This is a genomic window from Acinetobacter lwoffii, from assembly GCF_024129435.1.
Lineage (GTDB): Bacteria > Pseudomonadota > Gammaproteobacteria > Pseudomonadales > Moraxellaceae > Acinetobacter > Acinetobacter lwoffii_F.
This window is the reverse complement of the sequence record NZ_JAMXXN010000007.1, coordinates 62,767-87,601: the sequence shown is the minus strand read 5'-3', so window position 1 is coordinate 87,601 and position 24,835 is coordinate 62,767. Positions and strand designations below refer to the sequence as shown.

The 24,835-nt window shown below is 44.6% G+C and carries 29 protein-coding genes; 14 read left to right on the top strand and 15 right to left on the bottom strand.

Annotation, left to right across the window (positions count from 1 at the left end; all coding sequences use genetic code 11):
• The first annotated feature begins 90 nt into the window (after positions 1–90).
• The 7 genes from NI455_RS06700 to NI455_RS06670 all read left to right on the top strand — a co-directional run bounded on the left by NI455_RS06700 (position 91) and on the right by NI455_RS06670 (position 6,421).
• Complete coding sequence (locus NI455_RS06700; RefSeq protein ID WP_253113192.1) at positions 91–897, top strand: NYN domain-containing protein; 807 nt, start codon at positions 91–93, stop codon at positions 895–897.
• 5 nt (positions 898–902) lie between these two features.
• Positions 903–1,658 (top strand): hypothetical protein, encoded by a 756-nt coding sequence (locus NI455_RS06695; protein ID WP_253113189.1) that lies wholly within the window; start codon positions 903–905, stop codon positions 1,656–1,658.
• 65 nt (positions 1,659–1,723) lie between these two features.
• Positions 1,724–2,863, top strand: coding sequence for a glycerate kinase (locus NI455_RS06690; protein WP_253113186.1), 1,140 nt, complete (start codon positions 1,724–1,726; stop codon positions 2,861–2,863).
• A gap of 153 nt (positions 2,864–3,016) precedes the next feature.
• Complete coding sequence (locus NI455_RS06685) at positions 3,017–5,005, top strand: ATP-dependent helicase (protein WP_253113183.1); 1,989 nt, start codon at positions 3,017–3,019, stop codon at positions 5,003–5,005.
• 83 nt (positions 5,006–5,088) lie between these two features.
• Positions 5,089–5,340 (top strand): RNA recognition motif domain-containing protein, encoded by a 252-nt coding sequence (locus NI455_RS06680; protein WP_004647405.1) that lies wholly within the window; start codon positions 5,089–5,091, stop codon positions 5,338–5,340.
• A gap of 193 nt (positions 5,341–5,533) precedes the next feature.
• Positions 5,534–6,037: a DUF6586 family protein gene (locus NI455_RS06675; RefSeq protein ID WP_004278463.1), complete on the top strand. Its 504-nt coding sequence runs from the start codon at positions 5,534–5,536 to the stop codon at positions 6,035–6,037.
• Between the two features lie 105 nt (positions 6,038–6,142).
• Positions 6,143–6,421, top strand: a complete 279-nt coding sequence (locus NI455_RS06670; RefSeq protein WP_004278462.1) for a hypothetical protein — start codon at positions 6,143–6,145, stop codon at positions 6,419–6,421.
• 259 nt (positions 6,422–6,680) lie between these two features.
• On the opposite strand, the gene NI455_RS06665 is transcribed toward NI455_RS06670, so the two are convergent.
• The 4 genes from NI455_RS06665 to NI455_RS06650 all read right to left on the bottom strand — a co-directional run bounded on the left by NI455_RS06665 (position 6,681) and on the right by NI455_RS06650 (position 10,549).
• Complete coding sequence (locus NI455_RS06665; protein ID WP_005103028.1) at positions 6,681–8,396, bottom strand: cation:proton antiporter; 1,716 nt, start codon at positions 8,394–8,396, stop codon at positions 6,681–6,683.
• Between the two features lie 134 nt (positions 8,397–8,530).
• The gene (gene rpmG / locus NI455_RS06660; RefSeq protein ID WP_001205031.1) at positions 8,531–8,686 is read right to left on the bottom strand and encodes a 50S ribosomal protein L33; all 156 of its coding nucleotides are present in this window, start codon (positions 8,684–8,686) and stop codon (positions 8,531–8,533) included.
• Positions 8,687–8,698: 12 nt separating this feature from the next.
• On the bottom strand, positions 8,699–8,935 hold the full coding sequence (gene rpmB, locus NI455_RS06655) for a 50S ribosomal protein L28 (RefSeq protein WP_000048256.1): 237 nt from the start codon (positions 8,933–8,935) through the stop codon (positions 8,699–8,701).
• 165 nt (positions 8,936–9,100) lie between these two features.
• Positions 9,101–10,549 carry a coniferyl aldehyde dehydrogenase gene (locus NI455_RS06650; protein WP_004278439.1) on the bottom strand — a complete coding sequence of 483 codons (1,449 nt, stop codon included), beginning with the start codon at positions 10,547–10,549 and terminating at the stop codon, positions 9,101–9,103.
• Positions 10,550–10,664: 115 nt separating this feature from the next.
• On the opposite strand from NI455_RS06650, the gene NI455_RS06645 reads away from it, so the two are divergent.
• From NI455_RS06645 to NI455_RS06625, 5 genes are all read left to right on the top strand, one after another.
• The gene (locus NI455_RS06645) at positions 10,665–11,396 is read left to right on the top strand and encodes a TetR/AcrR family transcriptional regulator (RefSeq protein WP_034437998.1); all 732 of its coding nucleotides are present in this window, start codon (positions 10,665–10,667) and stop codon (positions 11,394–11,396) included.
• Positions 11,397–11,443: 47 nt separating this feature from the next.
• Complete coding sequence (gene purU, locus NI455_RS06640; protein ID WP_004278437.1) at positions 11,444–12,310, top strand: formyltetrahydrofolate deformylase; 867 nt, start codon at positions 11,444–11,446, stop codon at positions 12,308–12,310.
• Between the two features lie 192 nt (positions 12,311–12,502).
• Positions 12,503–13,270, top strand: a complete 768-nt coding sequence (locus NI455_RS06635; protein WP_253113180.1) for an energy transducer TonB — start codon at positions 12,503–12,505, stop codon at positions 13,268–13,270.
• A 25-nt stretch (positions 13,271–13,295) separates the two neighbouring features.
• Complete coding sequence (locus tag NI455_RS06630) at positions 13,296–13,919, top strand: MotA/TolQ/ExbB proton channel family protein (RefSeq protein ID WP_004278435.1); 624 nt, start codon at positions 13,296–13,298, stop codon at positions 13,917–13,919.
• Positions 13,919–14,323, top strand: coding sequence for an ExbD/TolR family protein (locus tag NI455_RS06625; RefSeq protein WP_004278434.1), 405 nt, complete (start codon positions 13,919–13,921; stop codon positions 14,321–14,323). The genes NI455_RS06630 and NI455_RS06625 overlap by 1 nt, the downstream gene beginning before the upstream one ends.
• Positions 14,324–14,386: 63 nt before the next feature.
• Here the strand turns inward: NI455_RS06625 and msrA are convergent, their stop codons facing one another.
• From msrA to NI455_RS06590, 7 genes are all read right to left on the bottom strand, one after another.
• Complete coding sequence (gene msrA / locus NI455_RS06620) at positions 14,387–14,911, bottom strand: peptide-methionine (S)-S-oxide reductase MsrA (RefSeq protein ID WP_005267491.1); 525 nt, start codon at positions 14,909–14,911, stop codon at positions 14,387–14,389.
• Positions 14,912–15,021: 110 nt separating this feature from the next.
• Positions 15,022–15,483, bottom strand: coding sequence for an META domain-containing protein (locus NI455_RS06615; RefSeq protein ID WP_005267490.1), 462 nt, complete (start codon positions 15,481–15,483; stop codon positions 15,022–15,024).
• A gap of 102 nt (positions 15,484–15,585) precedes the next feature.
• Positions 15,586–16,635, bottom strand: a complete 1,050-nt coding sequence (locus tag NI455_RS06610; protein WP_224216927.1) for an Lnb N-terminal periplasmic domain-containing protein — start codon at positions 16,633–16,635, stop codon at positions 15,586–15,588.
• Between the two features lie 23 nt (positions 16,636–16,658).
• Positions 16,659–17,171 (bottom strand): dihydrofolate reductase, encoded by a 513-nt coding sequence (locus NI455_RS06605; protein WP_004647417.1) that lies wholly within the window; start codon positions 17,169–17,171, stop codon positions 16,659–16,661.
• A 200-nt stretch (positions 17,172–17,371) separates the two neighbouring features.
• Positions 17,372–18,214 carry a thymidylate synthase gene (thyA, locus tag NI455_RS06600; protein ID WP_004729505.1) on the bottom strand — a complete coding sequence of 281 codons (843 nt, stop codon included), beginning with the start codon at positions 18,212–18,214 and terminating at the stop codon, positions 17,372–17,374.
• A 305-nt stretch (positions 18,215–18,519) separates the two neighbouring features.
• Positions 18,520–18,720, bottom strand: a complete 201-nt coding sequence (locus NI455_RS06595) for a lipocalin family protein (RefSeq protein ID WP_005250658.1) — start codon at positions 18,718–18,720, stop codon at positions 18,520–18,522.
• A 3-nt stretch (positions 18,721–18,723) separates the two neighbouring features.
• Positions 18,724–18,849, bottom strand: coding sequence for a lipocalin/fatty acid-binding family protein (locus tag NI455_RS06590; protein WP_005245940.1), 126 nt, complete (start codon positions 18,847–18,849; stop codon positions 18,724–18,726).
• Between the two features lie 418 nt (positions 18,850–19,267).
• On the opposite strand from NI455_RS06590, the gene NI455_RS06585 reads away from it, so the two are divergent.
• Complete coding sequence (locus NI455_RS06585; RefSeq protein WP_005107935.1) at positions 19,268–19,783, top strand: hypothetical protein; 516 nt, start codon at positions 19,268–19,270, stop codon at positions 19,781–19,783.
• An 18-nt stretch (positions 19,784–19,801) separates the two neighbouring features.
• Here the strand turns inward: NI455_RS06585 and NI455_RS06580 are convergent, their stop codons facing one another.
• From NI455_RS06580 to lgt, 3 genes are all read right to left on the bottom strand, one after another.
• Positions 19,802–20,188 (bottom strand): hypothetical protein, encoded by a 387-nt coding sequence (locus NI455_RS06580; RefSeq protein WP_005250661.1) that lies wholly within the window; start codon positions 20,186–20,188, stop codon positions 19,802–19,804.
• Entirely contained in the window at positions 20,181–20,573 is a 393-nt protein-coding gene (locus NI455_RS06575) for a hypothetical protein (RefSeq protein WP_191112037.1), read from the bottom strand. The genes NI455_RS06580 and NI455_RS06575 overlap by 8 nt, the downstream gene beginning before the upstream one ends.
• A 92-nt stretch (positions 20,574–20,665) precedes the next feature.
• Positions 20,666–21,475 carry a prolipoprotein diacylglyceryl transferase gene (gene lgt / locus NI455_RS06570; RefSeq protein WP_071852254.1) on the bottom strand — a complete coding sequence of 270 codons (810 nt, stop codon included), beginning with the start codon at positions 21,473–21,475 and terminating at the stop codon, positions 20,666–20,668.
• 93 nt (positions 21,476–21,568) lie between these two features.
• Between lgt and NI455_RS06565 the strand changes: the two genes are divergently transcribed.
• Positions 21,569–22,348 carry an NRDE family protein gene (locus NI455_RS06565; RefSeq protein ID WP_253113177.1) on the top strand — a complete coding sequence of 260 codons (780 nt, stop codon included), beginning with the start codon at positions 21,569–21,571 and terminating at the stop codon, positions 22,346–22,348.
• Between the two features lie 54 nt (positions 22,349–22,402).
• Here the strand turns inward: NI455_RS06565 and NI455_RS06560 are convergent, their stop codons facing one another.
• A complete protein-coding gene (locus tag NI455_RS06560) occupies positions 22,403–24,655 on the bottom strand; it encodes a PhoX family protein (RefSeq protein WP_253113174.1) in 2,253 nt (750 codons plus the stop codon).
• Between the last annotated feature and the right edge of the window lie 180 nt (positions 24,656–24,835).

Genomic DNA, 24,835 nt, shown 5'->3' with positions numbered 1-24,835 from the left:
TTCTAAGATTCAAAAATGCTGACGAAAGTCGGCATTTTTTATGTCAGAATCATTTATACAAAAAATTAAAAATAATATTTTGGGGTGGATGTGGATATTCAGACAAAAAAGTTCGCTGTATTAATCGATGCGGATAATTCTTCTATCAACGCGATTTCATCAGTGTTGGAAGAAGTTGCGAAATATGGCATTGCCAGTGTCAAACGTGTGTATGGGGACTGGAGCAGCGAAACTTTAAAGAAATGGCGAGATGTACTCCTTCCTCATGCCATCACTCCGGTACAACAATTCGCTTATACCAAGGGTAAAGATGCGACGGATATGATCCTGATCATTGATGCTATGGATTTACTTTATGCAGGTGCATTAGATGGATTTTGTATTGTATCCAGTGATAGTGATTTCACGCCCTTAGCTTCACGTATTCGTGAAAATGGTCTAACTGTGTATGGCTTTGGCAAAAAAGCTACACCTGAAGCATTTAAGAAAGCCTGTGACAAGTTCATTTATATCGAAAATTTACTTGTAGATAGTGAAATCAAGCAACAGGAAGATGATGAACTTTCTAATGTTTCCCAAAAGAAAGTATTAAGCTCTGACAAATCTCTTGATCATAAAATTTTGCCTCAGCCTAAGGAAAATTCGAATCTTCCTGAAACGATGGATCGAGCTACGCTGAATCTGATTTATAAAGCCGTAAAAGATAACGCAGATGAAAATGGATGGGCATATCTTGGCTTAGTCGGAACATATATAAATACAGTAAAGCCAGATTTTGATACTCGAAATTACGGATTTGACAAGCTATCTGGCTTAGTAAAAGCCTTGGGAGTATTTGAAACAAAAATGCAAGGTAGCCAAATGTATTTAAGAAAAATGAAAAAGCAGAGTGTGTAATCGATATGTGGAAAAAGATTCGGATTCTGATTTTATTAATCATCTTATTGATTGTCGCGGTCAATGCCTATCGTGATCAAAACCCGAACTGGTCAAAGCCGATTATTGTGTTGCTGCATCCGATTAATGCTGATGGATTACCGACCACACAGCAATACATCCAGCAACTGTCGAGTCAGGACCTGAATAGAGCACGGAAATATCTGGAACAAGCAGCTCAGCAGTATCGCGGACAGCCTACTTATTTTTATTTTAATTTAGGCCGTGAGCTTAAAGTTCTACCGCCCAAAGGCCCTGAGCAGGCTTCACTCATCAATACAGTTTTATGGAGTTTAAAATTCCGGTTTTATGCCTGGAAACAGCAACAGAGTTCAGATCCTTCAGCCAATGTGACTTTATTTTTAAATTACTATGATCCTGTACAAACCAAGCAATTAAAGCATTCAACTGCCTTGCAAAAAGGCCGGATTGGTTCGGTGAATCTATTTGCATCCAAGCAACAGACTGAACAGAATAAAATTGTCTTGGTGCATGAATTACTGCATGCCTTTGGCGCCTCGGATAAATATGATTTAGCGACAGGCCAACCGATTTATCCGCTGGGTTATGCATTTCCAGATCAGCAACCCTTATTTCCGCAAGCCAAGGTGGAGCTGATGGCAGGACATATTCCACTGTCTCAAACTACCAGTAAAATGCCAGAATCTTTAAATCAAACCTTGATTAATGAGATAACTGCAATTGAACTGGGCTGGAAATAAAGACTTGTGGATAGTGCTGGATTTATCCACAATTTAGACTTCATTTGTGGATAAAAGATCACACCATGTCGCTCACCTTTGTGCTTGCTCCTGACTCGTTTAAAGAAAGCATGTCTGCTGCGCAGGTTTGTCAGGCCATGCAACGCGGTATCCAGAACGTCATTCCGGATGCCCACATCATTCATGTGCCAATGGCCGATGGTGGTGAAGGCACGGTCGATGCATTGATTTCAAGTTTAAAGGGGCAAAGTATTGCATGTGAAGTGACCGGACCACTGCCTGAGCAACGTATTCAGACCTATTGGGGTTTGATTGATGCAGGTCAAACTGCTGTGATTGAAATGGCCAAGGCCAATGGCATTCATTTATTGAAGCCTTCACAGCGTAATCCGATGCTCACTTCAACTTATGGCACAGGAGAAATGATCAAACAGGCATTGGACTTGAGTGTGAAAAAAATCATCATGGGGTCGGGCGGCAGTATTACCAATGATGGTGGTGCAGGGATGGCGCAAGCACTGGGTGTGCAGTTTCTAAATCATGCGGGAGAGTTAATTCAGGTCTGTGGTGGAAACTTGGATCAGGTCAAATCAATGGATTTATCTGGACTGGATCCATGTTTAGTAGATACTGAAATAATCATTGCATCGGATGTCAACAATCCACTGTGTGGACCAAATGGTGCATCGATAATCTTTGGACCACAGAAAGGTGCAACCCCGGAAATGATCAAGCAACTGGATCAAAACCTCGGTCATTTTGCCGATGTAGTCGCTGGGCAGATTGGCTGTGATTATCGTCATGTGGCAGGTGCGGGTGCAGCCGGTGGGCTGGGTTTTGGTTTAATGGCATTCACCGCTGCCTCTATTCGGTCCGGGGTGGAACTGATGATTGAACAGGTTCAACTGAGTGAGAAAATAGCGCAAGCAGATTATGTCCTGACCGGTGAAGGTAAAATTGATAGTCAAACATCTTTGGGCAAGACCCCTTTTGGGGTAGCACAGCTCGCCAGGAAATTTAATAAACCGGTAATCGCTTTTGCGGGTCTAGTCGGCGAAGGAATTGAGGATCTGTTTGAATCAGGATTTAGCCAGATTATTGGTATTAATCCACCAGATTGTCCTTTAGAGGAAGCCTTAAAAAATGCGGAAATGAACTTGGAGAAAGCTGTCGCTGAGATAGTCAAAAATCTTTTGACAGAGTGAAAGTATTTCTCTCTGCTGCAATCCAGCACGCCCTGTCGTCAGCTAATATCAAATCAAGAAAATAAAATTGGAGACAGTTTCAGGGCAACTGAAAAGCCATAATTCTGAAAGCGATCTGTTAAACTACATACATCCACAAAATGATGAGTGAAAATGAGTTTAGCCACCCTGATTGATGAATTAAACCCTCAGCAAAGACAAGCAGCCACCACAGAAGCAAAACACAGTTTGGTGCTGGCGGGGGCAGGTTGTGGCAAAACCAAGACCATCGTGGCACGCGCAGCTTACTTAATTGAACAAGGCATGCCTGCCAACCAGATTCAAATTCTAACCTTTACCCGCCGGGCTGCCAGTGAAATTGTGGCGCGTGTCGAACTGGCACTTGGTGAACAAGCCAAGGGACTGCGAGCCTCGACTTTTCATACTTTCTGTATGTATCTGCTGCGCCGTATTCCCAAAGCCTTTGGTCTGGAACAGTTTTCGATTATTGATCGTGATGATCAGCTGATGATGTTCCGCCTGATTCGCGGTCGTGATGACAAGAAAAATCCCAACCATCTGCCTAAGCCTCAGGAACTATGTGATCTATATTCTTTTGCAAGGAATACCCGGCAAAAACTCAGTCTGGCATTAGAAAAACAGATGCCGGAATATCTGGCCTTAAAGGACCAGATTGCCGAGATTATGAAAGAGTACGAAGCACGTAAGCAGGCACGCAGCTTTCTGGATTATGATGACATTCTGGCGGTAGTGGCTACGGCGCTGGCACAGTCCGAAGGTCTGGTCGACTATGTCGCTTCAATCTGTCGACATATGCTGGTCGATGAAATGCAGGATACCAATCCATTACAATGGGCTTTGCTCGAACCACTTAAAGACCGGATCAGCCTGTTTTGTGTCGGTGATGATGCCCAGTCGATTTATGGCTTTCGTGGTGCAGACTTTGAAAATATTCACCATTTCAAAGAACGTGTGCCAGATGCGCAGATTTTCAAATTAGAAAAGAACTACCGCTCGACCCAGGAAATTCTCGATCTGTCTAACTGGCTGCTGGATCAGTCTGAAATCAAATATGACAAACGTCTAGAAGCTTATCGCGGAGAAGGTGTAAAGCCGCGTATGCATATCTTCCCGAATGAGTTTGATGAAGCCAAATGGATTGCGATTGATATTAAAGAACGCCATTATCTGCAAGGCAGCAAATGGGGCGAGCATATGGTGCTGGTTCGTTCCAGCTTTGCCGCGCGGCACATTGAAGCGGCCTGTATTGCAGCCAATGTACCGTATCGCTTTATTGGTGGCATGAAGCTGCTGGAAACGGCGCATGTGAAAGATTTGCTCAGCATGCTGCGCGTGGTGGCTAATCCATTGGATGATATTGCCTGGATGCGTTTCTTGACCCTGTGGAATGGTGTGGGTGATGTCGGTGCCAGCAAGCTGTCACAGCAGCTATTGGCTGAAACTGAAATGGATCAGATTGCAAAGAAATTAGAACAGTTTGGCAAGATACCGCTAGAAACCATTCTGATCATGCAGCAGATGAATGTGCTCAAAGGCGAAGTGCAAGCCTGTGTCAGTCTTGCGATTCAGGCGATTGAATCTCAACTGGCAGAAAACTATAAAAAGGATTGGCCACGTCGCCAGAGTGATTTTGAACTGGTCAAACAGCTGGCCTCCAAGCATTCGCAGCTGAGTGAGTTTTTAGAGGAATATGTACTAGATCCGGTGTCAATCTCGGAAATTGAACGCCAGTCGGACCATGATGTGGTGACCTTAATCACCATTCACTCGGCCAAAGGCACCGAGCAAAATGTCTGTTATGTGGCCAATGTCACCCCAGGCAATTATCCACATGCACGTGCCCAAGGTGATTTTGATGATGTCGAAGAAGAGCGTCGTGTGCTGTATGTAGCATTGACCCGGGCAAAAAATGAATTGATTCTGACCAAACAGAACCTGAATCATTGGGCGCGGGAAACGGTCGATGAGCAGGGGCGTAAAGTCGAAAGCTATTTCCTGAATGATCTTACCCGGCATTTATGCACCACGGAAACCCATTACAAAACTCGGCAGCAAACCGTAAAAAGTGCCTTGATTGAACGCAAGTCGATTAATTTAGATTTTGGGATTGATCTCGATTAAACTATAGCAAAGTTGTTTCATGCAAAAAGTAGAGTAGGCGCGTGCTTTTTGATATTTTTTGCCTATCTTCTTAAGGTTGTAAGATGAAAATTTTAGTTCGTAATTTAGAACGTACGGTCACAGAAGCCGAATTGCTGAAACTGTTCCAGGAATATGGCACAGTGGAGACCTGTACTTTGGTGCTTGATGCATCAACAGGCAAATCAAAAGGTTTTGCTTTTGTAGAAATGCCACATGGCCGTGAAGCAGTCAAAGCCATTAAAGGCCTGAACACTTTACGCCTGCACGGACATGGGATCCGCGTGAAAGCCGCAGAAGATAAGCCTCAGGCTTAAACTCAAAAAAGGAGCACTTGATAGGCTCCTTTTTTATGGTCGAAATTTAGCATTGCCGTAGCTGTTCAATCAGCTCAATGCTCTGAATTTCAGTGCTGGATGGATTCAGTCTAAACATCTTTTGATTGCGAAATGCAGACGAACCTTTTACTTTATAAAAGCCAAAATTTGTTTTAACCCTTAGGAAATCTCGATGACCCGTGTTGCTCGCTATCATGCGGACCGTACCAATCAAAAACTGTATTTTGCCCGTCTATCCTGCCAGCAAGCAGAGCAAACTGAACATGTACAACAGGCTCAGGCACAACGTGAAGCAACTGTGTTTCATTTGCATGGTGCTTTGTTAGCATTTTTACAGGAACTGGTGCGTTACTATCGCCTGAATGATCCTCATCCGACGCTAAAATCGATCGAAGAACTGATGGCGGCCAAAGGCCAGATTTCGCCGGAAGTGGCGGTGCTGCAACATTTATCCAAGAGCGGTTTCATTGCTGAACTGAAACGTGCTTACCGTCTGTGCCAGTATGCGCCCGAACCAAGTACCCCAGAACCTGAAGACGAAACTTCCTCAAATCTCATCATTAAAGTCACACAGTCTCCACAAGCATGGTTACCTGATACTGCTATATTGAGAGAGTGGCATCGTGACCTGACCCAATTAATTGATGGTTTTCGTAATGAGATGATTGAATTTTAATCGGATCGGCTGTACTTGAAAATGCAATTTTTAACCCTATATCAATTACTCTAATGATGCAAAGTGCACCCGGCGCTTTGCCACCATGTTGAACATGGAGGATATATGTCTATAGAACAGTTGAAAGATTTATTTGGTAATCAAGACGCGATTTTAGAACTCGTTCAACTTGAAGGTGGCGCGTTGGCTCTACGCAATGCAGGCTCACATAAACAGCCTTTGGTCATGATTCAATTTAATGATGAGGTGAAAGCTTTACTTGGAGAGCAGACGCCCGTGATTGCGCAACAGATGATTCAGGCAGCACTCTATGGTTTGCTGGAACAGCAGGTCAATGAGTGGCAGGCTGAAGTTGTGGATGAAGAACCAAAGTATATGAGTTAATCGTTGAAATTTATTTAGAAAGCACACTATCGGTGTGCTTTTTGAGTTTTATAGGTTATTAAATTAGGCAGATTTTAAGTACCATAAAAACGTTCATTTGAAATGAAGATGAAAAATCAGTATTTTAAAATTTAAGTCGTGAGCAGTCTGAAGCCAGTGTGTTAATAAAATCTTTGGCTCAGAGATATATTGATGTCCATAAAAAAAGTTGCCAGATCCGGCAACTTTTTTTTATTCAGTGTTTATTCAAAGAAAAACTTTAATGAGAAGGCGTATGCTGATGCGCGATCTCAATCTGGTTCAAAATATGATTGCTCATATTTTTCGCCATTTCTTCTTTGGCATAATAAACAGCACCGACATTATCCCGACGAATGGCTTCAGCTTCTTCCTTGCTTTCTGCACAGACCAGTACCTGAATTTGTGGATTCAAGGTCTTGGCAATATCGACAATTTTATGAATATCGATGATATCCATAGGGGAAATGACCAGTAAGCGCGCATGCTGGATATGTGCCTGAATCAGTACGCCAGCCTCAGTGGCAACACCAGACACCGCAGCAATGCCTTTCTCACGTAGGTTTTCGACGATGTCACGGTTTTCTTCGGCAATCACCACCTTGATATTTTCTTGCATCAATGAGCGGGTAATGCGACGCCCGACCTCACCATGGCCAATAATGACCACCTGATCGCGCAGGTAATCCTGTGAGACTTCATCGGGTAACATCGCCAGAGGGTCACCACTGCGTTCCAGTAATCGGGCCAGAGTCGAGCGTTCCCGAATCCATTTCTGTACCGGCTCAATCGCGGAAAAGATAAAGGAGTTAAGCGTAATCGAAATTAAGGCACCTGCTAGAATCAGGTTTTGACCTTCCAGCGAAAGCAGGTTGAGCGAAACACCGAGTGCAGCCAAAATAAAGGAGAACTCACCAATCTGTGCCAGAGAAGCACCGACGGTCAAGGCGGTATTGATCGGATAACGGAAGAACAGCACCAGTGCCATCGCAGCAATAGTTTTACCAATCATGATAATCGCGACCACGGCCAGTACATGTAAAGGCTGTTCCAGCAAAATGCGCGGATCAAACAGCATGCCGACGGAAACAAAGAATAAAATCGAGAAAATTTCACGCAGTGGTAAGGTTTCTTCTTCAGCACGATGACTGAAATCAGATTCCTTAACGACCATTCCGGCAAAGAAAGCACCCAGTGCCATCGACACGCCAAAGACTTTATAGGCACCAAAGGCAATCGAAACAGCAGCTGCCACCACAGTTAAGGTAAACAGCTCACGTGAACCGAGACGTGCCACCACCTGTATGATCATCGGAATCAAGCGTTTACCAATAATCAGCATGAAGGCAATAAAACCTGCGACTTTGAGCAGGGTAATGCCTAAGGTGAGCCAGATATTCTCATCGCTTGCACCTTCCAGCGCTTGCCCACCTAAAAGCACCGCAGTGGCAGGTAACAGTACCAGCGCCAAGACCATGACCAGATCTTCGACCAGCAACCAGCCAACAGCAATTCGGCCATTGATTGAATCCAGTAAGCCACGATCACCAAGGGCTTTGAGTAGAACCACGGTACTGGCACAAGACAGGCTTAGGCCGAAGACCAGTGCTGAGCCAAAGCTCCAGCCCCACAGCATCGAAACTCCAACCCCGAGCAAGGTGGCAACTGCAATCTGTAAAATCGCACCAGGCAGGGCAATCCGGCGTACCTGCATCAGATCGTTCAGGGAAAAATGCATTCCGACGCCAAACATCAGGAACATGACGCCAAGTTCTGCCAGTTGGTTGGCCAGATGAATATCACCGACCACACCGGGTGTATGGGGACTAATCAGAATGCCGGCAATTAAGTAACCGATCAAAGGGGGAAGACGTAACCGTGCAGCGAGATAGCCAAAGACCAAAGCTAAGCCAAAACCAACAGCCAGTAATATAATGAGCTCTACGTCATGTGGCACTAAATACTCCTTTAGCTAGGTTTGCTGGGAAATAAGCACAAAAAGTGCCAAAACATGCAGAAAGTTTATCAAGTCGGATAAAAAAAGTGCAAAAAAAACGACCCGCAAAGGTCGTTTTTTTAAAGAAACTAAAATTATTTGATTTTAGCTTCTTTGAAGATTACGTGTTGACGGATTTTTGGATCAAATTTTTTGATTTCCATTTTTTCCGGCATAGTACGTTTGTTCTTAGTCGTGGTATAGAAATAACCTGTACCAGCTGAAGAAACTAAGCGAATTTTATCACGCATGGTTCAGACTCCTTAGATCTTTTGACCTTGAGCACGTAGGTCAGCAACAACCTTTTCAATGCCCAATTTGTCGATAATACGCATACCTTTAGTGGTTAAACGAAGACGTACAAAACGTTTTTCGCTTTCTAACCAGAAACGGTGGTGATGCAGGTTCGGCTCGAACCGGCGCTTAGTTTTGTTGTTGGCGTGTGAGACGTTGTTACCAACGACTGGACGCTTGCCGGTAACTTGGCAAACCTTAGACATGGTGTAACTCCATTGATTTAGCCAACAGCAAATCTGTATGGCCAGTCAAAAATAAACGGATTGAAATCATTCAAGGGGCGTTTTATATCAAAAATGCGCTTAAAAGACAAGCGATTTTCGTCAAAATGCGGCACCAACTATATCGATAGCTCATGCCTTGATCATTTAGCGGAGAAGTGTCTTCGAAATCAGCTTGTGAATCGGTTTATTGAACGGTGGCAGAATGTATTTCAAGCTGTACAGCTTTGGATTCGACATTACTGAGCGTTCATGCGACAAACTGAAGAAGCCTTCTGGGCCATGGTATTTACCCATACCTGATGCACCGACACCCCCAAATGGTAGATCGTCCTGCGCAACATGGGTCAGTACCGTATTTTGCCCGAAATGCCCTGAATGGGTACGCTGTGCGACATAATCGGCACGCGCCTGATCAAAGTCGAAGTAGTATAAAGCAAGTGGACGTGGACGGCTATTAATAAAGTCGATGACATCGTCAATTTGATCATATTCCATGATCGGTAACAGTGGGCCAAAGATTTCATGCTGCATGATCTGCATCATCGGGGTGACATTGGTCACGATGGTCGGTGCAATCTTGCGCAGATCAGCCGAGTTTTCACTACGCGGATTAATTTCAATGACTTGCGCACCCTGTTCACGCGCATCATCCAGATAGCCTTGCAGACGGTTATATTGTTTGACATTAATAATCGAGGTGTAATCCTGATTATGGGTGATATCCGGATACATGCTTTCGACACAGGCTTTAAAGTGATCAATGAACTCGGCAGTTTTTCCGAGAGGCAGGAACATATAGTCTGGCGCTACACAGGTCTGACCGGCATTCCAGAGTTTGCCCACCGCAATCCGCTGCGCGACATCGCGCAGATCAATCGATGGATGCACCAGTACCGGCGATTTACCGCCCAGTTCCAGAATCACCGGCACCAGATTTTCGGCAGCGGCTGCCATGACGGTTTTACCGACTGCAGTTGAGCCGGTGAAAATCAGTTTATCGAAAGGCAAACGACAGAAAGCATCTGAAATCACACCGCCACCATTCACCACAGCGACCAATTCTTTAGGGAAGGCTTCAGCCAGGGCTTTTTCCAGAACTTCACCAAAGGCAGCCGATGCACTGGAAATTTTGATCATGGCATGGTTGCCGGCCGCCAGGGCACAAATTAGTGGGCCAATCGAGAGCAACAGCGGATAGTTCCACGGTGCGATAATTCCGACTACACCCAAAGGCTGATATTGCACCCAGGCTTTGGCCGGCTGATGAATAATGCCGACATGACGCTTGGAAGGTTTCATCCACCGGGTCAGGTTTTTGCTGTAATATTTAATATGTTCCAGACAGGTGAGCAGTTCACCAATCTTGGTTTCCCCAATGGAACGGTTACCATAGTCCTGATTAATTGCGTCAGCAAATTGATCTTGATACTTAACTAAGATACGCTTAAGTCGAGCTAAACGATCGATACGTTCCTTTGCAGTCGGCAGAGGGTAGTGTAAATAAGCGTGTTTTTGTTGCGCCAAGACTTCATTCAGATATTGGCTATCAAAAAAATGTGGTGTCATTGATGTTGTTTTTGTGTGACTGTTCATGCCGCACTACCATTATTCAAAAATCGATTAATTAATTTTTAGAGCAAATACTCTAATTAGTCAAGTGACTTTGTGTGTTAGCCTGCTAATGCATGAACTGAATGGTTATTTTAGGATGTCCCAAACCAAAACCTTAAAAACTAAAGAGCGTATCTTGCAGCTCAGTTTGCAGCTGTTTAACGAGCGTGGTGAACGATCGGTAACCACCAATCACATTGCGGCTGAACTCGGCATGAGCCCGGGTAACCTGTATTATCATTTCCGCAATAAAAATGAAATTATTAAAGAATTGATGGAACAGTACCAGCACCAGACCCTGGAAATGCTGGCGCTGCCGGATGACCGTGCGCTGGATGCCAATGACAAGGTGCATTATTTTCAGGTACTGAGCAGCCAGTTATGGGCTTACCGTTTCCTGCATCGTGATGTCTATCATCTGGTAGAAAATAACGAAGATTTTCGCAAGATGTATCCACGCTTTGCCGGTCAGGTGATGCAGCAGGGCCAGAAAATCTATAAAGGCTTTGTTAATGCAGGCCTGATGGACATGACCGATTCAGAGATTGAAGCACTGATTATTAACCTGTGGATTGTGCTGACCAACTGGACCAACTTCCTGTATATGTCAGGTCATTTAACCGATTCCAATACGCTGGAAGAAAAATGGGTCTGGCAGGCACTCCGTCAAATGGTATTCCTGGAAGGGGCGTATTTACGTGGTGAAAGTCGTCAAACCTATGAAGGTTTATTGAGTAGTTTGGGCTCTTCGGAACTTTTTGCCAGCCTGTCGTCATCTAAAGATTCTGAATCTGAACAAACTATTCAGAATATCCAAGAAACGCGCTAGAATACTCGGCTTATTTTTAATTTAACTGATTAGTGACTTAAATCAACATGAATATGACGACTGCTAACACCGCACGTTTATTGATTACTTGTGAAGACAAGCCGGGCATCGTGCAGGCTGTTTCGAGCTTCTTGTATCATCAAGGTGCCAACATTACTGCGCTTGACCAATATGCGACAGCAGCGCAGGGCGGACGTTACTTCATGCGCGTTGAATTTGAACTCGATAATCTGCAAAGTCGCAAAGAAAGTATTACCCAGACTTTTGCAGCGAATGTGGCAGAACGCTATGGCATGCAATGGCGTCTGGCTCTGGTGAGTGACGTGAAAAAAGTCGGTATTTTGGTGTCTAAAGTCGATCATGCCTTGCTTGAGCTGTTATGGCGTCATGCGCGTGGTGGTTTGCCTTGTGAAATTACCAAAGTGGTGTCGAATCACGAGACTTTACGTGAAGCAGTTGAAAATTTTGGCATTCCATTCGAAGTTGTGCCGGTGACCAAAGACAACAAACCTGAAGCTTATGCAGAAATCGACCAGTTGATGCAGGGCAATGACTTACTGGTGCTGGCGCGTTATATGCAGATTCTGGATGAAGAATTTGTCAGCAAGTGGGAAATGAAAGTGATCAACATTCACCATTCTTTCCTGCCGGCTTTTGTAGGTGCCAATCCGTACAAACAGGCCTATGAAAAAGGCGTGAAGCTGATCGGTGCAACTGCGCACTATGTGACTGCTGATCTGGATCAAGGTCCGATTATTGAGCAGGATGTGGAGCGCGTGAACCATGACTTTACTGTTGAGCAGTTACGTGAACTCGGTCAGGACGTAGAACGTAATGTATTGGCCCGTGCGGTAAAATGGCATTTGGAAGACCGTATTATTGTCGATGGCAACAAGACTGTCGTGTTCCAATAAGACTTGCATTGAGTTTTAAAAAGGCATACTTTTAGTGTGCCTTTTTTGTTTTGATGCAAAAAAAGTCAGTCAAAGGTAGGATTAGCGGTTGCAAATGAAAACACTTCTCATTTATTATTGGCATACTTTAATTGTGCTAACCGATGAGCTTGATAGTTTGTTCCACATCATCTCCTCAAGGTAATAGATTTAATGAGTCAAGTTGCTGCGCCCCAAATGCCTACACCACCGAATCAGATGAAAAAGAAAGTCATCTCTATCGTAGCGGCTGTACTGGTTGGGCATGTGGGTGTGTTATATGCGATCAGCCAGATGAAAGCACCTGAGCTGGCACCCATTGATAAGCAACCCTTAAAAGTGCGCTTTGTAAAACTCCAGGAAGCGCCAAAACCTTTACCGCCAAAGCCGAAGGCCGAGCCACAAAAAGAGCCGCCTAAGCCAAAAGAAGTCAAAATTGTCGATAAACCGCTGCCACCACCACCGAAAAAAGTAGAAAAAATCGAGCAGGTGAAAAAGGCTGAAGAGCCAAAAGTGGTTAAAGCACCGCCAGTTGAAGCAAAACCAACCCCAAGTCCGGTTGTACCGACAGTGGTCACTGAAACTAAAGTTAAACCGGCACCTGCTCCAGTCGCGCCACCTGCGCCTGTGGCACCGCCAGCACCTGCTGCGCTGCCATCCCCGAAAAGTGTATCGATTGGTGGGGGCGTGTCTTGGCAGCGTTCACCAAAAGTCTCACTCTCTGCAGGTGAATTAAAATCAGCCTGTTCACTGGTAGTAGATGTTTCAGCGAATGAGCAGGGTAAAGTAGTTTCTGCGACTGCACGAAATTCAAGTTGTAGCCCGGCGGTAACGCGCAAAGTAGAAGCCGCGGTACGTCGTGCACAACTCACCAAATATGTTGAAAATGGTGTGGCTTATCCAACCCGTGTGGAACAGCCTTTCGATTTTCAGGTTAAATAACGGCTCACCCATTAGGAGTTCGAATATGAACTTTTCAGTTTATTGGCAACACGCTGATGCAGTCAGTAAAACACTGTATTTCGTGTTATTGGCAATGTCGATTGCGACATGGACCATTTTTGTGCTGCGTTTGATGGGCACTCGCCAACTGAAACAGATTGCCTATGCGCAGTTATCTAAAGCATTGGAACAACTGAAAACCAAACTGGCTCCTTTGGGCTTTGAACAGCGTAAGGCAGTGGCAGAACAGGCGCTGTTACGCCAGATTTCAGCAGAAAAAGCCAATGCCGAAAAAGGTGTATCAGTTCTGGGTACTATCGCATCGATCTCTCCATTTGTCGGTTTGTTCGGTACGGTATGGGGTATCTTTCATGCGCTGGTTGCGGTTGGTAAAAGTGGTCAGGCTGGTCTGGCACAAGTGGCAACCCCAGTCGGTGAAGCATTGATTATGACTGGCTTAGGTCTAGCAGTCGCGATTCCTGCGGTACTGGCTTATAACATCTGTGTACGTGCTAATCGTGGCTTGGCTCATGAGTTACAGGATCAGGCACACGGTCTGTTAATTGATACCATGCTGCAACAGGAATCTGCTGCAAAAAAGCCTGATGAAAAAGTAACACAACAGAGTTTCGTGGGAGGTCAAGCTTAATGGCTTTTCAACTGGGTGAAGACAACGATGTAGGCATGAATGAGATGAACCTCATTCCCCTCATCGACATTATGTTGGTATTGATGATCATCTTTCTGGTGACAGCGACCGTTGCGAACCCATCAATTCCATTAACCTTGCCACAAACCACTGCGGAGATTATCGATCTGCCGCCTGAAAATGTCACGATCAGCATCAATGCCGAAGGTGACATTGCCTGGAATGGCGATGTACTGACGCTGGAACAGCTTGAAACCCGTTTTAATGAAGCGGGCCAAGCTGAACGTCAGCCGACCATTGTGTTGAAAGCGGATAAAGAATCACGTTATGACTCGGTGGCGCAAGTCATGTCGCGTGCGAGTGGAGCCGGACTCAGCGATATTGCTTTTGCAACCGATAACTAAGATTCTGAGAGTAAAAAAGCGACTGATTGCAGTCGCTTTTTTTATGCCCATTTTTCGTGAATCTTAATGGGTTTTTAATAGGGTCGTAAATTTGCTGCGTAATTTATTCAATTTTGGCGGAATGGCAAAATTGCAATAGCCCTGGGTCGGGTTCTTGGCAAAGAAGTTTTGATGATAGTCTTCCGCCGGATAGAAAGTTGGAGCAGGGCTTAGTTCAGTCACCACATTGATGCCATCGGCTTTCAGAGCATCGATTGCCTGCTGCGCCTGTTGCTGCTGTTCATCATTCAGATAATAAATCACAGAACGGTACTGGGTGCCGACATCATTGCCCTGACGGTTTAATGTGGTTGGATCATGGGTCGCAAAAAATACATCAAGCAACTGGGTATAGTTAACCTGGTTTTCATCGAAATCGATCAGAATGACTTCGGCATGGCCGGTATTGCCTCCGCAGACATCATCATAGTTTGGCTCAGTCGTATGACCACCTGCATAACCGCTGACGACCTGCTGAACCCCCTGGATCTGTAAAAATACGGCTTCAGTACACCAAAAGCATCCCCCACCGAAAAGTGCCTGTTGCATGGTTGATTCCTCATTCAATTAAATAACTCAATTGGGCTGATGGTTAAATTCCAGCTCATCAGTATGAAAGATAAAAAAGCCTGTCCATACAGGCTTTTTGTAGGGATGTATTAACGCGGCTGAGCAGCACTTTCTAGCTGGATCAAGAGATTCCCATGGCGATCCAGTAATTTTAAGGTTTTAGCAAATACCTGATAATGCGTCACTTTGGCTAAAGCTTCATTAAATTTCTGATCAAGCTGATCGTTGTTCATACAGGCCATACGGGTAGTGGCCATCTGGCTCAGGGTCAGCGTATCTTTCGCTGCTGTGTAGCTGCCCATAATCCGGTTACAGCTATCTGAACCTGAAACGCGCTGGGTACTGGCATCAAATTGCAGACTCGGAACATTGCGTGCGGTTGGCGCAGTCTTGATTTCAGTATTGCCAATCTGGGTCGCAATCCAGGTACGATTTTGCAAAAGTTGTAAATGATTCGCGGTTTGTGTCGTGGCTGTATTAGGCACAGTTTCGCAGCCCATGACCGTTAAAACCGAGCCTAAAATCGCGATTGCAGTTAATTTTTTTAGCATGAGAGATACTCTGATCATTGACTAGCTATTTGTATATAAACAAAAAAATGATCAAGGTTCCAGTTGATTTTGTATCTTTATTGAAGTGGATTTGCTACACAGTTATCGCATGTCTGGTTTCGGTAGACCTTGTCGCATGAGTCTTGAATAGTCCTGACTGGAGAGATTAGCGGTCTGTTCTACCCGTGGATTGACATGCGCGCGTTGATACCAGGTGCGCATATCCCAAGACTGTTCCAGTACTTTCAGGTCATAGAGATAATTTGGTAAATAGCCGGAGGCCAGCAGTCGGTAATCTGAGGGTAGCTGTTGTTGCGATACCGCCTGAACCATATCAAAGACCAGTGTGGTGCAATTACTGGTCAGGGTATTGTACCATTTTGGCTTTTGTGCCAGTTCATCGGCCTGACGCAGATATTCCTTGAATAGCGCTTTAGCCTGAGCTTGCGGCATCTTTACCGGGAAAAAATAGACCTGTTCACCACGGACATTGCTGCGGGTATAAACAATATCCTTTTCGTCTGATGCAACCAGACTCAGTTCATATTTTCGGAAAAAGCCACCAATTGCTGAAAATTCTTCATTCTTTTCCTTGCGGATTTCAATCGAGAAGGTGAGTGGCTTTTGATTGGCAAAATCGAAGCTGACCAAGGTATGGGCAATTTTAGGCCCCATCCAGTAGGAAGTAATGATGTTCACGCCAGTAATCTGATTCAGGTCAAAACTACGGCTTTCCCAGCGTTCGATATAGCGACCATCGGCCTGCCAGTCAAAGTTGCGGATATTGTACAAAGTGACCTGATCGCCTTGCTGCTCATAATGCAAGAGCTGGGCAACTTCAGGATTCCATTCCCGATCCTGACGCGCTTCCAGACTAAAATATCCCAGCAGACAAAACAAAAAGGCCAGAAGATAAAGAACGCTATCGACTTGGCGGGAGATCAGATGCCGGGTGAAATAAATCCCGAGAACGACCAGTGCAAAGGTCAGCCAGAGTCCAATCAGCATCAAGCTGCCGATTTTTCCAATAGGTTGATGCACCCAAAGCATCAGGCTGAGCCACAAACTCGACAGAATGACGAATAAAGTAAACAGACTGCCCAGCAGCCACAGACTCCAGTGCCTGGAAATATATTCGCGTCCCTGCATCATCACTTTTTCATGAGAAATAGGTTTTATTTTCTGTAGGTTGCGAACTCAAAAGCAATGCCGGTTTTGTCGTCGATATGTTGCTCGGCGGCGACCTTTTTAAATTCCGCTGGAATCTCTGGATAATAGGCATCGCCCTGTACATCCAGTTCGACATGGGTCAGTTCCAGACGGTCTGTAATATTCATGGTCTGTTTAAAGATTTCACCGCCACCAATGATGAAAATGGTTTCGGGTTTTTCTGAAGCCTTTACATCTGCAACGGCCTGACTCAGCGCATCTTCAATGCTATAAGCGACTTTGGTGCCTGCAAATGCCCAGTCTGGATCACGGGTAATGACCCAATTCACCCGTTTAGGCAAGGTACGTCCCATCGATTCTAGTGTCTTGCGACCCATCACCACCACACCGCCTTGGGTGATTTCCTTGAAGTGTTTCAGGTCGGCAGAGATATGCCAAGGTAGGTCATTGCCCTTGCCGATACAACGCTGCTGATCCATGGCAACGACGTGTACAACTTCTAAATCTTGAAATGACATGTATTGAATCCTTCTTATCAAGCCCAAAGTCCTTCGTGTAATTTTTTACTGGTACGAAAGAAAGGTTAAAAATCTATATTGATTGCCTTCATGCTTTAGGGCTAGGAATATATTTTGAAAGGAGGTGGCGATTCACGCGTGGTAAAAAACCTCTTCCTAGCCCTCTCCTAGGAGGAGGGGGAACTTTATAATAAAGAAAATTAAACAGCGACAGGGGCTTTAATTCCTGGATGAGATTCATAACCGACAATTTCGATATCTTCAAATTTGAAATCGAACAGGTCTTTAATCTCGGGATTTAGTTTTAATTGACAAAGGCCGAGTGGCTCACGGCTGAGCTGTAATTGTGCCTGTTCAAAATGGTTGCTGTACAAGTGGGTATCGCCACCAGTCCAGACAAAGTCACCAACCTCCAGATCACAGACTTGCGCGATCATATGCGTCAACAAGGCATAGCTGGCAATATTAAATGGCACACCCAAAAATACATCAGCACTGCGCTGATACAACTGACAAGACAATTTTCCATTGTGTACAAAGAACTGGAACAGGGTATGGCAAGGGGGTAATGCGACCTGACCTGCTTCATTCGGGTTCCAGCCAGAGATAATCAGACGACGCGAATTTGGATTGGTTTTAATTTCATTGATCAACCATTTGATCTGGTCAAAACCGTCCTGATTATAGCTATTGTCTGCATTTTTGCTGGCACCAAAATTACGCCATTGGTGACCGTAAACTGGACCAAGTTCGCCTTCAGGACGTCCAAAACGTGCAGTCTGTTCTGCGGTCGCCCATTCATCCCAAATCGAGACTTTATTGTCTTTTAAATACTGAACATTGGTATCACCTTTCAGGAACCACAACAGTTCAATCACGATAGAACGGAAATGAACTTTTTTGGTGGTGAGTAAAGGAAAACCTTGGGAAAGATCAAAGCGCATCTGATGACCAAATACCGAACGTGTACCTGTACCGGTACGGTCGCCTTTATCGCCGCCGTTGTCGAGGATATGTTGTAAAAGGTCAAGATATTGGCGCATAGTTCTCTCTATTTGAATCTGTTGAAAATTGCCGTTTTAACAGCAGAACGGATTATTTTATAATCAATTTTCTGTCGAAAGGGACAATTTAAATTGCGCACATCATAGCATTTTTTGATGAGCTTTCATCGCCCAAATTGAGAATAAAAAAGACCTCCTGATAGAGGTCTTTTGATTGCAGTTTAAGCGGTTTTATGGCCCGTATGGACGGTATGAATCAGATCAGACAGATCATAACCTAAGGGTGCTGCATAACTTAAATATTCGCGTTGAGTCGCTTCGTCCAGACTGGTGTCGCGATGTAATCACCATAAATATTCTTTATTCGGCTCGCCCACGAGTGCCGTCTGATAATCCGGATCGATTTTTAAGACCCAATAATCGCCCTTGGTAAACGGGATCCCATGCAAGCCTTCAGGTAAAAATCTGATTTCAAGCTTGGCATGTTCTGCATCGACAATGATCGCTTCAGCAATGGCTTCATCCACCTTGCCATTTTCATTCAAGCTCTATACCGCAGAAATATCGGTGCTGTCTTCAGGTTGGCGCTTCATCGGCAAGTGTGCAATGTCATACCAGGTACTTAAATATTGTTCTAAATTAAAATTTGAAACGGTACTTAAAGTCTGACTCATTTTTCTTCTCTGTTTAGTTCAATATTTAAAGTTTAGTTCAAGGTTTAAAAATGCCGCATCAGTGTAATACAGGCGGTAAAGCTTAAAATGATGTAATCATGTGGTGAAATGTTATCTGAAAATGGCCGAGCTACAGATTAAATCCACACGTTTGAGTAGAAAAAGATAAGGACTCATTTTGTATAGTTCAGGCTAAAAAAGCTTTGCAAGGCATCGAAGTTGGCTTTGCTTTACATTTTTTTTGCAAAGATGATGGGTTTTGTAACTGTATTAGAAAGAACGGCTTAATTTGAATGCCGCAAAAATAGACAAATTTGTTTACATTTTTAATGTGAAAGATAACATTTAAACGACTAGTATTCTCGGCTTGTTAACAATATGAAAGCCTAAATTACAGGCGAGGAGCGGTTGGTAAGGCATGATCTATGATCATCAAGTAAACATGAGCGAAGTATATGCTCCTGTCCAAGCGAATATCATGGTGCGTTCCCAATCGGAGCAAAGACCTAAAAAGTCATCCCAAAAAGCCACTGTCCGTAACGCTTCAGGCGTAAGCAATGGCCATCGTATCAATATCGAGAAATTTACCAGTTATCTGCAAGGCATTACCCGAAATACCAGTACACAGAAATGTGCGCGCAGTATTCGTGTCGGTCTGCAATCTTCTGGTGCGAAAATTGTGAATCATCCGGTCGCAGCGGCAGATTGGGGAAGTACCCTGATGCAGCTGGGTTATAAGAAAATTAATGCTTCTTTTGATCGACCGAAAAAAGGCGATATCTATATTATTGACCGTACTCAGGGACATAAATATGGACATATCGCGGCTTATTCAGGTAGTGCCTGGGTATCAGATTTTAAACAGCGAGATCATGCGGTTTATCGCAATAAAAACGTGACTTATAGTTACTATCGTCTGGAAACTTACTTCTAAGAAAACACTGCGAAGTGATCAGTCCTCAAAACGCTTCGCACGGCTTTCATAGATTGAAACAATAAATAATCCAATCGCGGCAAAGCCAAGACATTGCAGACCCAAGGCAAATTTGCCCCATTGCTGGTGCTGTTCTGGCAAATAGCCAAACAGGGTAATTAAGGCAATGATGGGAATGACCCGGCTCAAGGCGCTAAAGCCATTTGCATAGGGATTGGATTTTGAGATTTTCAGGCGGAAATGGTGCAGTAAATGTACGACAATTCCAATCGCTAAACTCACCCCAACAAATACTGGATCTAACTGGGCCACAGTCGATGCCGCATAAATAAAAATACAGGTCGCGATGACAACGATGAGTTTGATTTGACGGCTACAGCGTTCCGAATACCAAAATTCAAGCATGGGGTGAACCCGAATCTGATTTGTTCTGATTGAGCAGGGATAGTGGAGAAAACAGGCAAATCGCCAGTGCCATAAATGCAATGCCTTGTGCACCCGGAATCAGGATTTCACCCTGTTGCATATTCATAAAAACTAAAGCAATCAATAAGGCAATTGGAATCCAGGTCAGTAATCTATACAGCAAACCGGTCGGGTTTTTGCTGGAAAAGTGGATTTTGCAGTAACGGCAGATCAGAAAAATGATGCCGGTACCGACAAACATCAGAATCGAATCTAAGGGCAGTGGTTCCATCCAGTACAAGCCTGCAGCTGTCGCTGCAATCACAATAAAGATCAACAGTTTTTTGAGAACAGATACCTGCGGATTAAACCAGAACTCAAGCATAATGATGAAAGAATAGAAGAGATAATCAGCACTTTAGCATATTTTGACTATAAAAAAGCGAGGCTGTTGCCCCGCTAAATTACGCAATTTTTTCAGCTATTTTTGTTTGGACCCCAGTCATATATTTTCTTCTGATAGGCATACCACATCATCCACAAGCCAATCAGGATCATTGGTAGGCTCAGGAATTGTCCTTTGCTCATCCAGCCAATAAATAGCTGGCCATTGTCCGGCTCACGGAAGAATTCAACCACAAAACGTGCCAGGCCATAACCGATCAGGAACAGCGCAGAAACTGCCATACGTGGACGTGGCTTGGAGCTGAACCACCACAGTATAATAAACAGGATCAGGCCTTCACATAGTGCCTGATAGAGTTGAGATGGATGACGAACCAGTTGCAGCGGATCGGTCGGAAAGATCATGCCCCAGGCAAAGTTTGGGTCGGTGACCTGACGGCCATACAGTTCGCCACCAATAAAGTTACCAATTCGGCCAAACATCAAGCCTGTCGGTACGCAAGGTGCGATAAAATCCAGAGTCTGGAACCAGGTCATCTTATATTTCTTGCACCACCACAACATGGCCAGAATGACCCCGAGGAAACCGCCATGGAAACTCATACCGCCGGTCCAGATCTGGAACAGCCATAAAGGATCGGCCAGGAACTGGGAAAAACCGTAGAAGAAGACATAACCGACACGGCCACCGATGATCACACCGAGTGCACCGAAGAAAATCAGGTCAGACACCATATCCGGTGTCCAGCCACGTTGTTTGGCGCGAAACGTCGCCAATCCCCAGGCAAATAAAAATGCCAGTAAGTACATCAGTCCATACCAGTGGACTTGTAAGGGCCCGAGCGAAATCGCGACGGGATCAATATTGGGATAGGTGAGCATTCCTGTTCCTTGTGATTCTGTTTTGCACAGATTTTAGCTTAAAGCAAAGAAAAATGTTGTACATTCAATGTGTAAAGATCGAGAGCGTAAATTATGTGTATCGTGGCATTGGCTTGGCGGGTTCTGGATCAGAGCTCATTATGTCTGATTTCAAATCGGGATGAGTTCTATCAGCGTCCTACGCAGGAGCTGCATGAATGGGAGAATAGTCCGATTATTGCCGGGCAGGATTTACAGTCGGGCGGTACCTGGATGGGGATTACGGCTTCTGGTCGCTGGGCGGTGATTACCAATTTTCGTGATGGGCAGGACAAAGGGCATTATCCGACTTCACGTGGACATATCATCCAGAACTTTTTAGATTCTGACTTAACGCCGATTCGTTTTGCTCAAGATCTGGAACAACGCCAGTGTGACTATGCCGGCTTTAATCTTTTTATTGGAAATCAAGATCAGGCCGTATATATGAGCAATCGCGGTGAAGCACCACAAGTACTGGCGCATGGCGTCTATGTGGTTTCGAATGGCCTGATGAGCGAAGACTGGTACAAGACCCGACATTTACGTAAACGCTTTACCCAGGAATTTTTACCGATGCTGCAACAACAGGAGATCGCAGAAGCAGATTTGTGTCATGCAGTCTGGGATATTCTGGAAGACGAACGCAAGGTGATTCCTGAACTTCTGCCAGACACCGGCATCTCGGTTGAAATGGAACAGCTGCTGTCATCGACTTTTATTCAGAGTCCGGCCTATGGCACCCGATGCTCCAATTTTTTGAGAATGCAGCAGGGACGATGGCACTGGATCGAGAAGTCACAACAAGGTGCGACCGCAGGTCAAACTATTGAGAAAATAATTAGCCTGAAATAATCACCGGATATAAAAAATGCCGACTAGAAGTCGGCATTTTTGAATAACAGCTTTTTATACGGTCGCTTGTTCCAAAGCTTCACCCGCAATGGCACCGCCATCTTTACGGGTAATGACCACAGTCGCAGAGCGAGGTACTTTGCCTAAACGGCTATAACGCTCGCTTTGGTTGGCTGGCCATGCACCCCCTGGATGCTGAACGTTGACAAAGATCGCTTTGTAGTCCGGGGTAATAGTCACGCCGGTAATTTCACAACCCGATGGACCAGTCAAAAAGCGACGAACACGATCATTACTGAGTTTGGCACCAACAAAGGTTTCCTGTCCTTCTGCCTTGGTACTGGCGGCAATCACTTTAGCACCATCACCCACAGTACCCGGAAGTGCTGCCAGCATCATACAGTTGGTTTCATCGGTGTACTGACCATCATCGGTCTGAATCCACAGAATACCGCGCGGATCGAACCACATGCCATCCGGGCTGGAGAAGTCATTTAAATCATCCAGACCTGACAGGTTGATGTTAGAGGCAGCACGTGCTTCTGCACCGAACAGGAAAATATCCCAAGCAAAACTTGTCGCTGTAACTGTGTTTTTAGCTTCACTGAAACGAATGATATGACCATTCATGTTTCCTGAGTTGCTAGCTGACGAGCCTTTAAAGTCGATGTAGCTACGTGGGTTGGCTGCATCGGTTGGGTAAGCACGTCCACGGTTACCGTTGTTGGTAAGCGTCACATAGACTTCACCATTTTCAGGATTCACTGCAACCCATTCTGGACGGTCCATTTTGGTCGCACCTACATGGTCAGCAGCAAGACGGGCATTGATGACGATGTCATCTTGGCCTGCAAACGGATAGATTTCATTGGCAGCAGTTAAACCATTTTTGCCATGAGTCAGTTCTAGCCATTCACCTGTACCGTCATCATTGAATTTAGCGACATATAATGTCCCTTTATCCATGTATTTATCACCAGCGGTATAACCACCATTAATGTCTTTTGGATCCCAGACTGCTTCAGAAACAAATTTATAGATATATTCGCCGGTCGCGTCATCACCCATATAGAAAGCTAATGGCTGACCCGGAATAGGGTTACTACATCGGCAGTCCTCGTGTGCAAAACGACCCAGTGCAGTACGTTTAACTGGACGTGTAGTCGCGCTAAATGGATCAATCTCTACAATGAAGCCACACGTATTCATGACATTACGATAATCTGCTAAAGCATTTGTGCCTTTAACTGAAATATCCCAACGATCATAAAGTCCTTTATCACCGGTTAATTCAGCAACAGGAGTATTCCAGCGGTATTGAGATGAACGGGCATCAGTACCACCACGACCATAACGTGATAATGAAATTTCTTCTTTTGCAATAGCGCGGGTGTCATTGGCTTGACGAGCGAAATAACCACTCCAGTTTTCTTCAGCCGTTAAGTAAGTTCCCCATGGCGTATAACCATTACCACAATTGGCAAAGGTACCGCGAGTTAACGTCCCATCTGGTGAGAAAATAGTTTTGACTAAGTCAGAACCACGCGCTGGCCCATTAATTTCCATCTCGGTTGCTGCAGTGATACGACGGTTAAAATTAGAATTTAAGTTGATTTTAACGTCTTGTGTATTTGCATCTTTGCTGATCTCAATAACAGAAACACCATGCGCATTCACTTCACGGAGTACCTGATCTTCTGGACGTACACCATCGATGGTAATTGTACCTTCTGGTGTATGGAGCTGAGATTGTTGTAGATATTCGTGGTTTAAAACAAGTAAACCTTGTGTTGATTCTTTGGCAGCATAATTTTTGTTGGTTGGATGCATACCGAAGAAGCTCATACCATCATGGTTATCGCCTGAACGGAACTGGTAAGAAGCACCAGAAGCTAAGGTTGCATCGGTCTTTTCTGGATACGCAGGGTTGATTGGATCACCGACCGCATATAGCACTTTAAGCTCATAACCTTCAGGAACACTAAAGAAGTTTTGGGTATTCTTGCGAACCGGCTCAAAGGCTAATTTATTCGGACGTGCTTTTAGATCACTCCATGCATGTTGATCTGGGCTGGTGGTGTCTGGCGGTGTCGTTGGATTACTGTCAGGAGTACCAGAATCATTATCATCATCTGAACAACCACTTACTGTTGCCGCAAATGCTAATGCCATTGCCCCACTTGTAGTTTTCGCAATAAAGCTACGACGACTAGTATATTGATCCAGAATCGTTTGGAAGTGCGTGTTATTTGAGTTGTTACTATCTTCAACCAGATCCTGGCAAGGTATCATGTCTTCGTTTTTCATTTTAAAGTCCCAATTAAAAAATAAGTACTTGGTGGTGTAGAAGTTTTCAATACCTTAAGCTTGGGATGTGACAGTAATCTTAAGAAAATGTTTCATTAAAGTTAAATAAATTCAGTACGTTATTTAAAATTAAAAAAACAAAAAGACAGCCAGAGCTGCCTGAGTAAGTCGATATTTTTG

Coding starts and splice junctions, on each gene's coding strand:
- NI455_RS06695 (WP_253113189.1), top strand. CDS start 903: ATGTGGAAAAAGATTCGGATTCTGATTTTATTAATCATCTTATTGATT.
- NI455_RS06690 (WP_253113186.1), top strand. CDS start 1,724: ATGTCGCTCACCTTTGTGCTTGCTCCTGACTCGTTTAAAGAAAGCATG.
- NI455_RS06685 (WP_253113183.1), top strand. CDS start 3,017: ATGAGTTTAGCCACCCTGATTGATGAATTAAACCCTCAGCAAAGACAA.
- NI455_RS06680 (WP_004647405.1), top strand. CDS start 5,089: ATGAAAATTTTAGTTCGTAATTTAGAACGTACGGTCACAGAAGCCGAA.
- NI455_RS06675 (WP_004278463.1), top strand. CDS start 5,534: ATGACCCGTGTTGCTCGCTATCATGCGGACCGTACCAATCAAAAACTG.
- NI455_RS06670 (WP_004278462.1), top strand. CDS start 6,143: ATGTCTATAGAACAGTTGAAAGATTTATTTGGTAATCAAGACGCGATT.
- rpmG (WP_001205031.1), bottom strand. CDS start 8,686: ATGCGTGATAAAATTCGCTTAGTTTCTTCAGCTGGTACAGGTTATTTC.
- rpmB (WP_000048256.1), bottom strand. CDS start 8,935: ATGTCTAAGGTTTGCCAAGTTACCGGCAAGCGTCCAGTCGTTGGTAAC.
- NI455_RS06650 (WP_004278439.1), bottom strand. CDS start 10,549: ATGAACAGTCACACAAAAACAACATCAATGACACCACATTTTTTTGAT.
- NI455_RS06645 (WP_034437998.1), top strand. CDS start 10,665: ATGTCCCAAACCAAAACCTTAAAAACTAAAGAGCGTATCTTGCAGCTC.
- purU (WP_004278437.1), top strand. CDS start 11,444: ATGAATATGACGACTGCTAACACCGCACGTTTATTGATTACTTGTGAA.
- NI455_RS06635 (WP_253113180.1), top strand. CDS start 12,503: ATGAGTCAAGTTGCTGCGCCCCAAATGCCTACACCACCGAATCAGATG.
- NI455_RS06630 (WP_004278435.1), top strand. CDS start 13,296: ATGAACTTTTCAGTTTATTGGCAACACGCTGATGCAGTCAGTAAAACA.
- NI455_RS06625 (WP_004278434.1), top strand. CDS start 13,919: ATGGCTTTTCAACTGGGTGAAGACAACGATGTAGGCATGAATGAGATG.
- msrA (WP_005267491.1), bottom strand. CDS start 14,911: ATGCAACAGGCACTTTTCGGTGGGGGATGCTTTTGGTGTACTGAAGCC.
- NI455_RS06615 (WP_005267490.1), bottom strand. CDS start 15,483: ATGCTAAAAAAATTAACTGCAATCGCGATTTTAGGCTCGGTTTTAACG.
- NI455_RS06610 (WP_224216927.1), bottom strand. CDS start 16,635: ATGATGCAGGGACGCGAATATATTTCCAGGCACTGGAGTCTGTGGCTG.
- NI455_RS06605 (WP_004647417.1), bottom strand. CDS start 17,171: ATGTCATTTCAAGATTTAGAAGTTGTACACGTCGTTGCCATGGATCAG.
- thyA (WP_004729505.1), bottom strand. CDS start 18,214: ATGCGCCAATATCTTGACCTTTTACAACATATCCTCGACAACGGCGGC.
- NI455_RS06590 (WP_005245940.1), bottom strand. CDS start 18,849: ATGAGTCAGACTTTAAGTACCGTTTCAAATTTTAATTTAGAACAATAT.
- NI455_RS06585 (WP_005107935.1), top strand. CDS start 19,268: ATGATCTATGATCATCAAGTAAACATGAGCGAAGTATATGCTCCTGTC.
- NI455_RS06580 (WP_005250661.1), bottom strand. CDS start 20,188: ATGCTTGAATTTTGGTATTCGGAACGCTGTAGCCGTCAAATCAAACTC.
- NI455_RS06575 (WP_191112037.1), bottom strand. CDS start 20,573: ATGCTTGAGTTCTGGTTTAATCCGCAGGTATCTGTTCTCAAAAAACTG.
- lgt (WP_071852254.1), bottom strand. CDS start 21,475: ATGCTCACCTATCCCAATATTGATCCCGTCGCGATTTCGCTCGGGCCC.
- NI455_RS06565 (WP_253113177.1), top strand. CDS start 21,569: ATGTGTATCGTGGCATTGGCTTGGCGGGTTCTGGATCAGAGCTCATTA.
- NI455_RS06560 (WP_253113174.1), bottom strand. CDS start 24,655: ATGAAAAACGAAGACATGATACCTTGCCAGGATCTGGTTGAAGATAGT.